General features: G+C 61.0%; 10 protein-coding genes. 2 read left to right on the forward strand and 8 right to left on the reverse strand.

All coding sequences use genetic code 11. From position 1 onward, the window contains the following. Positions 1-489 precede the first annotated feature (489 nt). Both GGD63_RS38840 and GGD63_RS38845 read left to right on the forward strand, forming a co-directional pair. On the forward strand, positions 490-1,764 hold the full coding sequence (locus tag GGD63_RS38840; RefSeq protein ID WP_183250473.1) for an acyl-CoA dehydrogenase family protein: 1,275 nt from the start codon (positions 490-492) through the stop codon (positions 1,762-1,764). Positions 1,765-1,974: 210 nt separating this feature from the next. Continuing rightward, complete coding sequence (locus GGD63_RS38845; RefSeq protein WP_183250474.1) at positions 1,975-2,733, forward strand: SDR family oxidoreductase; 759 nt, start codon at positions 1,975-1,977, stop codon at positions 2,731-2,733. Here GGD63_RS38845 and GGD63_RS38850 read toward each other — a convergent pair. The 8 genes from GGD63_RS38850 to GGD63_RS38880 all read right to left on the reverse strand — a co-directional run. After that, on the reverse strand, positions 2,671-3,057 hold the full coding sequence (locus GGD63_RS38850) for a hypothetical protein (protein ID WP_183250475.1): 387 nt from the start codon (positions 3,055-3,057) through the stop codon (positions 2,671-2,673). The two genes, GGD63_RS38845 and GGD63_RS38850, sit on opposite strands and share 63 nt — an antisense overlap. After that, positions 3,054-4,766, reverse strand: a complete 1,713-nt coding sequence (locus GGD63_RS38855; RefSeq protein WP_312013500.1) for a CehA/McbA family metallohydrolase — start codon at positions 4,764-4,766, stop codon at positions 3,054-3,056. Before GGD63_RS38855 ends, GGD63_RS38850 begins: the two co-directional genes overlap by 4 nt. After that, positions 4,736-5,491, reverse strand: a complete 756-nt coding sequence (locus GGD63_RS40475) for a hypothetical protein (RefSeq protein ID WP_246785826.1) — start codon at positions 5,489-5,491, stop codon at positions 4,736-4,738. The genes GGD63_RS38855 and GGD63_RS40475 overlap by 31 nt, the downstream gene beginning before the upstream one ends. Positions 5,492-5,936: 445 nt before the next feature. Beyond that, positions 5,937-6,953, reverse strand: a complete 1,017-nt coding sequence (locus GGD63_RS38860; RefSeq protein ID WP_246785827.1) for an ABC transporter ATP-binding protein — start codon at positions 6,951-6,953, stop codon at positions 5,937-5,939. Then, a complete protein-coding gene (locus GGD63_RS38865) occupies positions 6,929-7,909 on the reverse strand; it encodes an ABC transporter ATP-binding protein (protein ID WP_312013502.1) in 981 nt (326 codons plus the stop codon). Before GGD63_RS38865 ends, GGD63_RS38860 begins: the two co-directional genes overlap by 25 nt. Further along, positions 7,906-8,808: an ABC transporter permease gene (locus GGD63_RS40905; RefSeq protein ID WP_183250476.1), complete on the reverse strand. Its 903-nt coding sequence runs from the start codon at positions 8,806-8,808 to the stop codon at positions 7,906-7,908. Before GGD63_RS40905 ends, GGD63_RS38865 begins: the two co-directional genes overlap by 4 nt. Further along, positions 8,805-9,719 carry an ABC transporter permease gene (locus GGD63_RS38875; RefSeq protein ID WP_183250477.1) on the reverse strand — a complete coding sequence of 305 codons (915 nt, stop codon included), beginning with the start codon at positions 9,717-9,719 and terminating at the stop codon, positions 8,805-8,807. Before GGD63_RS38875 ends, GGD63_RS40905 begins: the two co-directional genes overlap by 4 nt. Positions 9,720-9,749: 30 nt before the next feature. Then, on the reverse strand, positions 9,750-10,340 hold a 591-nt coding region (locus GGD63_RS38880), incomplete at its 5' end, for an ABC transporter substrate-binding protein (protein ID WP_246785828.1).

Below are 10,340 nucleotides of genomic sequence, written 5' to 3' on the forward strand. Positions count from 1 at the left end.
TGACGGCTGAGTACAGTAGGTCGCGCGGTGCAACGAACTTCAAGACGAGAAGAAGTACCAGTTGTGGCTGAAACTCTGATCCCCTTGGGCGATAAGAGGATGGGCACGAGACCTGCAGCTGGCGCAAGAGGAAATCGCGCAGCTGCTCGGGGCAGCCGGCAGCGGTTCAACTAGGAAGTGAGATGGAGCGCGAGCAAGTGATCCGCATCGAGCGCGGACGCCCGGTGATTTGCAACCGCGAAGTGCTGTTGCGAATCGTGGAGACCGCCGAATGAACCACGACACCCGATGAGCTCAAGGTGGACTAGAATTTCTACATGGCTTCAACCTCTTCCGGGTGACGGCGATAAGGCATCGCCAAGCGCACCGAGACAGGCATTGCCTCGAGCGAACAGGCGGCTTCTTTCGGGCGCCAGCGCGCGACCCCTGGCTCAGATGGCCCGGCGATTCGCCGAAAGAACTGAACCGATTATTCCCAAGGAGAGCACGATGGATTTCGATTACTCCCCCAAGACGAAAGAACTGCAGGCCAAACTCCTGAAATTCATGGACGACCACATCTACCCGAACGAGAAAGCCATCAACGACGAACTCGAAGCCAACACGAAGGTGGGCAAGCGCTGGAGCGCGCTTGAGACGATCGAGAAGCTCAAGCCGAAGGCGCGCGATGCCGGCCTCTGGAACTTGTTCCTGCCCAAAGACACGGCGGAAGCCTCTGGCTACCAAGGCGCGGGCCTGACCAACTCGGAATACGCGCCGCTCGCCGAGATCTTAGGGCGGGTGCCATGGGCCGACGAGGTCTTGAACTGCTCAGCGCCCGACACCGGCAACATGGAAATCCTAGCACGCTACGGTTCCGAGGAGATCAAGGCCAAGTGGCTCAAACCCCTGCTGGCAGGCGAAATCCGTTCCGCGTTCGCGATGACGGAGCCCGAAGTGGCATCGTCCGATGCGACCAACATCTGCACGCGCATCGAGCGCCAAGGCGACCACTATGTCATTAACGGTCACAAGTGGTGGATCTCCGGCGCCGGCGACCCCCGCTGCGAGGTCTTCATCGTCATGGGCAAGAGCGACCCGCAGGCGCCGCGCCATTTGCAGCAGAGCATGATCGTGGTTCCATTTAATACGCCCGGCGTGCGCATCGTGCGCACACTGAACGTGATGGGCTATGACGGCGCCCCGCATGGGCACGTCGAGATGTACTTCGAAAACGTGAAGGTGCCGGTTGGCAACATTCTTATGGGAGAAGGCCGCGGTTTCGAGATCGCGCAGGCCCGCCTCGGCCCGGGCCGCATCCACCATTGCATGCGCAGCATCGGCCTGGCCGAGCGTGCACTGGAGCTTATGTGCAAACGCGCCCTTTCGCGCGTAGCCTTCGGCAAGAGCCTTGCGGAGCAGATGGTGACGCGGGAGCGGATCGCTGAGGCGCGCTGCAAGATCGATATGGCGCGCCTGCTCACCCTCAAGGCAGCCTGGATGATGGACGAAGTGGGCAACAAACTCGCCAGGACTGAGATCGCGATGATCAAAGTCGTGGCTCCCACAATGGCCTGCCAGGTGATCGACTGGGCGATGCAAGTCCATGGCGCCGCCAGCATGTGCGACGACTTCCCACTGGCGCGCGGCTATGCCGGCCAACGCACTCTGCGCTTCGCCGACGGCCCAGACGAGGTTCACCGCAATGCCATCGCGAAGTGGGAGCTCGGCAAGCATGGCGCCCACAGCCGCGATACGGAGACCGTCGTCACGCGCGGAGGCTGAAAAGAAACCTGCCGCCGTCGGTGCTTCTCCACCCGATGAATTGCGCCGTCCCTTGTGCCCGGCATGATCATAGAATGACTTCAAACTTGGGACGCGCCTAGTCGTCGGGCGCTTCCTAAGTTTAGATCGCCGGAAATGTGCGAAGAAGCCGCAGAATAGAACGTTGAGCGACTGAGGCCGGTCGACCGGTGGATTCAATGGGGGAAAGCGATGACAAAAAGTTCTGACCTGCTAATCGGCGCCGAGCGCGTCGCGATGGTAACCGGCGCATCCAGCGGCATCGGATTGGCTATCGCGCGATCCTTACTGAATGAGGGGCTGCACGTGATTTGCGCCGCGCGCAGCCTCGACAAATGCACAATGAACTTCTCTGAATATGGAGATCGGGCGCTCCCATTGCGGCTGGACGTGACCGATCGAGACGCCGTGGGAGCCCTGCCCGGCACGCTACCTTCCCAATGGCAAGATGTGGACATCCTCGTCGCGAACGCTGGGTCGAACGTCGGCGGAGGCAAACGCTTTGATGAAGGTTCCGCAAGCGATTGGACCGGCACAATCGACACCAACCTAACGGGCTTGATCACACTCTGTCACGCGATGCTGCCAGGTATGCTCCGTCGTGGTGAAGGCCATGTCGTTTCGATCGGTTCGGTAGCGTCAACCTTCACATATCCAGGCGGCGCTGCATACAGCGCCAGTAAATATGGCGCGCGCGCATTTTTTGAGTCCTTGCGACAAGACTACAAAGCATCACCGATTCGGATCACTGAGATCCTCCCAGGTTTTGTTAAAACAGGATTTGCTAAGGCCCGTTATCGCGGCGACGCGGAACTTGCCGAGACTTTTTATGACAAGCTGCCGGGTCACCTCACGCCCTCCGACGTAGCGGCCTCCGTCTTATTTGCGCTAAACCAACCGAAAGAGGTAAATATCGCTCAGATCGTCATTACTCCTACATGGGACAAGTGAAGCCCGAGAGGCAGGCTGACGCTGGCGGATGAAATTCAGGCCGGTTGTGCCGTGGTTGACGTCTTCGGCGAGCTGCCGCCGTTGAGGGTCCGATGCCGCGCTCATGCTCCACGAGTGCGACGCCACGGCAGCGCCGCAGAGAAGCTCAGCCAGGACGCCAAGCACGGCAAGATTGACCTGTACGACGATCTGGGCATCGGCTGCATTGGCGCTGCCAACATGCGATTTGGTGACCGGCGCGGCCGAATGGCCACGGTGAGGGCCCAGCAGATTGGCGGCCTTGCGTCTTTCTTTCAAATCCGCGTATCTTTTCAGAACGGTCAATGCTCGCGTGCGACGCGAACGGAATGAACTGGGATATGAGCATGGCCGGCGCCGAGCTCGTGCAGGCGATGGTGCGCCAGCTCGAGGGTGGCCCTCAGCCGCGAGTGCCGCGCTTCATCGGTTTTGGGGGCCAGCGTATCGATGTAAGCGATCGAGCCTTCGATCTGCGCCAGCACCGACACGGCGTCGGCCTCGGCGAAGATGGGCTTTTCTCCAATCTCGACGTGTACGGCACTGGTATGGGCTGCAATGTCGGCGTCGCGCCCCGCTACACTGCCCCGCACGCGGATCGCCAGCCAGCTCGACTCCTTCACTTGGATGGCCAAATTGCCCCGACATGACAAGTTTTCGCAAGGAATGCGTTCGAGAACCACACCGTTGCGTATCACTTCCACGAGGGTCGGCCGTACGCTGACGGATTCGATACGCCAATCGAGGTTGACCGTGCCGCCCGACGGAGGGAGCACGATCTTGCTCCCGGGGCGCTTGCCTTCTACCGTCATATTGACGAGCGGTCCGACCGTGATGAACGTATCGCCACTGCGCACTGCTTCCATCCAGTTGCGGTACGTGAACCCGCGTGCGCCCAGTTGCGCGTAAGTCCGTGCGCCGCCGAGCAGCGCCGCAGCGTTCATCTTATCGGAGCCCGCTACCAGTCGCACATGGTAGCCTATGTTGAGGTATCGGTACCAGTCCGCGAGGACGAACGCGCTGATTTGGGACGCATACGGATTGAACGACTTCATCTCCATCGCGTCGATCAACCCGAGCACGATATCAGCCGCACGCTCGGATTGGGGGTTTGGGGAGTGCGGTAGCACCACGAGACCACCTTGCTCTCGGCAGCGCTGCGCCCACTCCGCAAGCGTCGTTTCGAGGGGATCCCCGATTGCCCCTTCGTTGGATCCTCCGGAGGAAAGCGGATGGATCATTTCGCCCTCATAGCCAAGCAGCGAAATATGACCCAGTACCTGCTGGCGGTTTTCGGTGCCGACGCGCACGATGAATTCGCCGTCGCCGCCGAAATCCTTTGCGCCGATGGTCATTCGCCCGTCGAAGTCTGCCACGTTGCTGAACATCTCACCGCATTGCAGGGCGAGCAGGTTCACGACATTGACCCCCTCCGCCTGGCCCTCGAGAAGTGCCGTCCGCGGGCTCAAGAAATGGACGTGCGTGTCGGCGCTCACCCAGCCCTGTTCACGCCAGTGCAGCACCTTGTCCCGCTCGAAGGTGACGAGTTCGGTATTCGCCGCGATTTCGACCATGCGGCCCAGTGGCTGAACCTCGAAGCCTCGCGAGATCTCGACGAAGACAGTGCCGAGCGGCAGATCGATATCGCAGCTGCCGTCCACATACGCGTACTGGTTCAGCCCGTTCAGCAGCTCGCCGGCGTAGTCCTGAAACCATCCGGCGTTAACCTTGCGATGGTGTCCCTTGGGCGGCAGGTACTCTCCATGTGCACCGTGGACGTGCACGCGCGCGGCCACTCGCAGACCCGAACCCTTCTCGATGATGAGCAGTTTGACCGGCCGCGTGGCAGGCTCGATGACGGCGATTTCATGCGAAGGCCCTCCAGCCCGTGCGATCGCCCCCAGCGAACGGAGATCCCATACGTGCAGCTCGCCGTCTTCGGAGCGCAGGTAGAGCCGCGCATCGGGATGCGCGGAGTATTCGACGATTATTTCGGTGTCGGACCGCTCCGGCTGCACGTCGTGCCATCGCCGAGCCAGTCCGGGCGCGAATATTCGAGCACGGCTCTTGCGGAGATGACCGTTCCGAGATCGATTGCGATCTGTTCGCCACGATCGTCCACATCGAGTTCGCCGAGCTTGTTCAGATGCACGCCAGCTGGCAAGCGCATCTTCAGCTTGCTCCGACCCTGGAGGCGTAGCGGATGCTGGGTGAGCCGTGTCGTGCTGACGGCATAAACGAGCGAACTCTCCTGTTCCGCGCGCAAGGCAAGGACGGTTAGCTCCTTGTGCGGGGTCGGGTTTGGCAGGGCATAGACCCACAGGTTCTCACCGTCTTGACGCGTGCGCCCCGATTGCGAACGCTCTTCGCCGGTCATGAAGCTGACGCTCGCCGCGCGCCCGAGCGCGAAGTCTTCATCGATGCTGGAGTGCAAGGAGGGGGCCCGCAATGGCATGGCCCCGAATGGGCTAGCGCTCCACGCGATGTGCTTGTGCTGGAGTGCAAACCGGCGCAGCACAGGCACTTCCGTCTCGCTGCCGTCGGCATATCGTAGCGCATGGGTCGAGACCCGGTCGCCGAGCCGGTTGCCGTCCACCCAACTCGCTATCGGCCCGATCTCGCCAAATCCCTCAGGCTTCACGAGGGGACGGTCCTCAACCACGTGTACGAAGAGCACGTAGCTGGCTGCCGTCGGGGAAAGCGCGATGACGACAGGAGCCTCTCCGGGACGCAACGCGAGCACATCCGGGCCGGCTTCGCCGCCGAAGAGGAAAGGTATTCCGCGGAACGTCTGCGGCCCCCTCAGCGTGTCGATCCAGTCCGTGTCGCCCGCCCGCCCGCCTGCCGAGCCGCTCGTCTAGTTCGCTGCGCCTCGCATTGAAATGCCGCTTCAAGTCCAACGGGATAAAGTGCGGCGAGGGGGCCGTTTTCATGGCGTCCGTGCTCCTGTCATTCCTCCTGTGGGCGCAGCCTCGTCGGTGCTGGCGCTTAACGTAAGCGACTTCGAATTCCGCCAAGGTAGGCCAACTAGAGCCCCGCATAGTTTCGGTGCAATCACTGCGGTCACCATACTCGCTGTGAATGCCAAGAGGCTTGTTCACAGAAGCGCCGAAATGCGTCTCGGAATTAGGGATTTCTGCAAGATCGGCGCTTCAAGGACACTTCGCTTGCCCGCCTGTCTGTTATGTTCACTCTTGAAGCGCTGGCCGAGCGCTCAGCAAATGGCACGCCGCATTGCGGCCGTCGGCCAGCGTTATAAGCGATGGATTCTCGGACGTGCAGATTGGCATCGCATGCGGACATCGCGGGTGAAACTTGCAGCCGCTTGGCGGGTCGAGCGCGCTACCCGTGTCGTCGAAGCCCTCGGCTGCTTTCGGCATGTAGTCCGGATCTGGACGCGGAACGGCGTCCAGCAGCGCTTGCGTGTAGGGGTGCTTTGGCGCGGTGAAGATCTGCTCGCTTTCGCCGCATTCGACCACGCTGCCGAGGTATAGCACCACGACGCGCGCGGCCAGATGTTCGACGAGCGCCAGATCGTGCGCGATCAAGAGATAGGTCAGGCCGAACTTCTCCTGAATGTCCATCAGCAGATTTAGCACCTGTGCGCGGATCGACACGTCGAGCGCCGAAGTCGGTTCGTCGAGGATGATAATGCGCGGCTCGAGCGCAAGCGCCCGGGCGATCGCGATGCGCTGGCGCTGTCCGCCAGAGAATTCATGCGGATAGAGATCTGCCGCCGTCGGCGGCAGACCAACGATCTCCAGGAGCTCGGCGACGCGCGCATTGAGCGTCGCTCGATCGCGCTTGTAGTGTGCGAGAATGGGCTCGGTGATGATCCGGCGCACTGTCAGGCGGGGGTTGAGGGAGGCGTAAGGGTCCTGAAACACCGCTTGTACCTGCCGGCGGTAATTCTTGATCTCGTGCCTCGACATTTCGCTGAGGCTCTTGCCGTCGAAGGTCACCGCCCCGCTAGTCGGCCGCTCCAGCATCAGCACGAGCTTGGCGATTGTGGTTTTGCCGCAACCGGATTCGCCCACGAGGGCTATGGTCTGCCCCTCCGGAATCTCGAGGTTGACTTTTTCCGCCGCCCGCACAACGGCATTGCCGCGATCGGTGCGGACGATGAAATGTTTTGAGAGGTCGCGGAGTTCGAGGCCCATCTGTTGCTTTACCTGTGTCGCTACTGCTTCGCTGCGAGCCAGCAATTGACGACATGACCGTCGCCCAGCTCGGTCGCCGGCGGATAGTCGTCGCAGACGGCCATACGCTTCGGGCAGCGCGGTGCGAAGCGGCAGCCCGTCGGCAGGTCCATCAGATTCGGCGGCTGGCCGGGAATCGCGGCTAACCGTTTACGTTTCTGGCCGAGATGCGGGATCGCTTCCAGCAGGGCCTGGGTATAGGGATGCTGCGGGTTGCGGTAGATGTCGCGCACCTTGCCAGTTTCGATGATCCTGCCGGCGTACATCACTGCGATGCGGTGGCAGAGCCCGGCGACGATCGACAGATCGTGAGTGATGAGGATGATGCCGAGCTTCGAGTCACGTTGGATACTGCGCAGCAGGCTCATGATCTGCACCTGGATGGTGACGTCGAGCGCAGTTGTCGGCTCGTCGGCGATCAACAGGCGTGGCGAGCAGGCGATCGCCATGGCGGTTACGACACGCTGGCGCATGCCGCCGGAAAACTGGTGCGGATAATTCTTCAGCCGTCGCTCCGGTGACGGAATCCGCACCCGCCGAAGCCCAGCCGTGGCAGCGGACATCGCCTCGCGAACGGTCCTGACCAGCTTGTGGTAGCGAAACGGTCCGGAGACCTGGTCGCCGACCGTGAAGACCGGATTGAGAGAAGTCATCGGGTCTTGAGAAATCATCGCAACCTTCGGACCGCGGACACGGCTCGCCATCTCCTCTTCGGTGAGCTGCAGCAGGTCATCGCCGTCGAGCTTCACACTGCCCTCCAGCCTGCCATCACCGTGGATCGGCAGGAGGCGCAGGATCGAGAGGCAAGTCATTGTCTTGCCTGAGCCGGACTCGCCGACGATGCCGAGCGTCTCGCCTTCGTGGACATGAAATGAAACGCCATCCACGGCCTTCACCACACCACGACGTAGATGCAGATGCATTTGCAGATTTTCGACTTGCAGAAGTGGCGCGGCGGTCACAGTTGTCTCCGTTTCGGATCGAGCAGGTCGCGTAGCCAGTCGCCGATCAGATTCGAGGAAAGGCAGGTCAGCATGATAACGATGCCCGGCATCGTGATCCCCCACCAGGCATAGGTGATGTACTGCCTCGCATCGGCGAGCATTAGGCCCCACGAGGTGTCGGGCGCCTGGATGCCAAGTCCGAGGAATGACAGCGACGCCTCGAAGAGGATCACCTGACCAACCTGCAGCGTCATCAGGATCAGAAGCGTATTGAAGATGTTCGGCAAGAGGTGCCTGAAGAAGATCGTAAGTGGACCGCAGCCGGCGATTTTGGCGAATGATACATAATCCCGCTCGCGCAACGAGAGGATCTCGCTGCGGATGATGCGGCAATACCAGGTCCAGTACGTGAGCACGATAACTACGACGACGGTGGACAGACCGGGGGCCATTGATGCGGAAATGATCAGCGCAAGCGCGAGACTGGGGATTGCCATCATGATCTCGGCAATACGAATAATCAGCGCGTCAACGATGCCGCCAAAGTATCCCGCAATGATTCCAAGCATCGTGCCGATCGCGCCGGAAAACACGATCGCATAGAGAGCGACGATCGCGGATACGCGCGCACCGGCGATGATGCGAGATAGAACATCTCTGCCGAGATTGTCGGTGCCGAGGAGATATTCGTAGCTACCGCCGGCCTGCCAGAACGGTGGTCGGAACGCAGCGGCGAGGTTCAGCCCGTTGGGATCTTGGGGTGGGATGCTCTCTCCACCGATTGCTGAGACGATGATTAGCAACAGGATCAGGAGCGGAAGCCAGGGCACGCCCTTAAGACGGAAACGGAACAGAGACGGACGCGGTGTGATGCCGACCGCCGCAGTGACAGGAGTTGATGCCGGGATTACACTCACGGGCGGATCCTCGGATCGATGATGCTGTAGGACAGGTCGACGAGAAGGTTCGACAGCACGAACAGGATCGACGTGATGAGAACGCCCGCCTGCACCACTGGATAGTCGCGCGCGAATACCGCTTCGACAACCGTTCGTCCAAGTCCGGGCCAAGCGAACACCGTCTCGACCACGAAAGCGCCACTCAGCATCGAAGCGAAGTAGACCCCCATGATGGTGACCAGTGGCAGCAAGGCATTGCGGAATGCGTATTTCCAGATCAGCAGGCGCTCGGGCGTGCCGACGGAACGCCCCATGCGAATGTAGTCGCTGTCAAGCACCTCGAGCATGCCCGAGCGGATAATGCGTGTCTGCGCTGCGACCGGATACCAGCCGAGCGCGATCGCCGGGAGTATCACGTGCCGGACGCCATCGGCGCCGAAGGCTGGAAGCCACTGCAGAGTGACCGCGAAGACGAGGATAAGGATGAGCCCGACCCAGAACGACGGCACTGCCTGGCCCAGCATGGCGATGACTCGTCCGATTTGGTCAACCCAGGAGCCTCGGTAGACTGCGGAGAGCACGCCAAGCGGAAGCGCGAGCGCGAGGCTGAAAGCAAACGCCGCCGTGGCCAGGAACATGGTTGCCGGCAGCCGTTCAAGCACGAGAGCCAACGCCGGCATCTGCCAACGATAGGACTGACCAAAATCGCCATGGACCGCCTTCCATAGGAACAGTAGAAACTGCTCCCAAATCGGGCGATCGAGCCCTAGTTCTTGTCGCAGGGCGTTGATCGCCGACTGCGGGGCGTCCATCGGCAGCATCAGCGCAACCGGATCGCCCGAAAGGCGCGAAATAACGAAAATGATTACGCTCGCGCCGAGAATGCTCACCAGCGCGTTGAGCAGTCCTTTGGCAAAAACCGCCTTCATCGTTGCCTCACTTGTCGCGGGAGAGATGGGCTATTGCTTAAAGCCGACCTCCTGGAACTGACGCCACGATCCGGGCCACGGCCACGGCCGAAATTCGACATTGTCGCGCCAAGCGAACGTATTGGCAGGGCGGTACGTGGTCACCCCACCGAGCACATTTTCATGCTTGTAGCGGGCGATCTGCTTAATGAGCTCCACCCGCTTGTCCGGGTTCATAGCCACCTTCAGCTCGTCGATCATCGAGTCGACTTTTTCATCGTTGGTATTCGAACCCGAACCAAAGCCTTTTCCCGGAACATAGGTGTGCAGCATGCCAGCCCACGCCTCAGCCGGATCGCCGGGCAACGCGTGACCCCACATCGACATCAAGATGCCGTCGAACTCGGGGCGTTTTGCGCGGAGGACGAGACTGAGCCACGCCGAGTACTCCAGCTGCTGCACCTTGCAACGAATGCCGACAGCGCCGAGATACGCAAACACCGCCTCACCCATTTCCTTGATGTTGGGCTCTCGCGGCGTAATCAGATTGTAGCACGTTGTATCGAAGCCGTTCGGATAGCCGGCTTCAGCGAGCAACTGCTTCGCCTTTCGCGGGTCGTACGTGTATGGCTTGAGCTCCGG

The organism is Bradyrhizobium sp. cir1 (assembly GCF_014198245.1).
Lineage (GTDB): Bacteria > Pseudomonadota > Alphaproteobacteria > Rhizobiales > Xanthobacteraceae > Bradyrhizobium.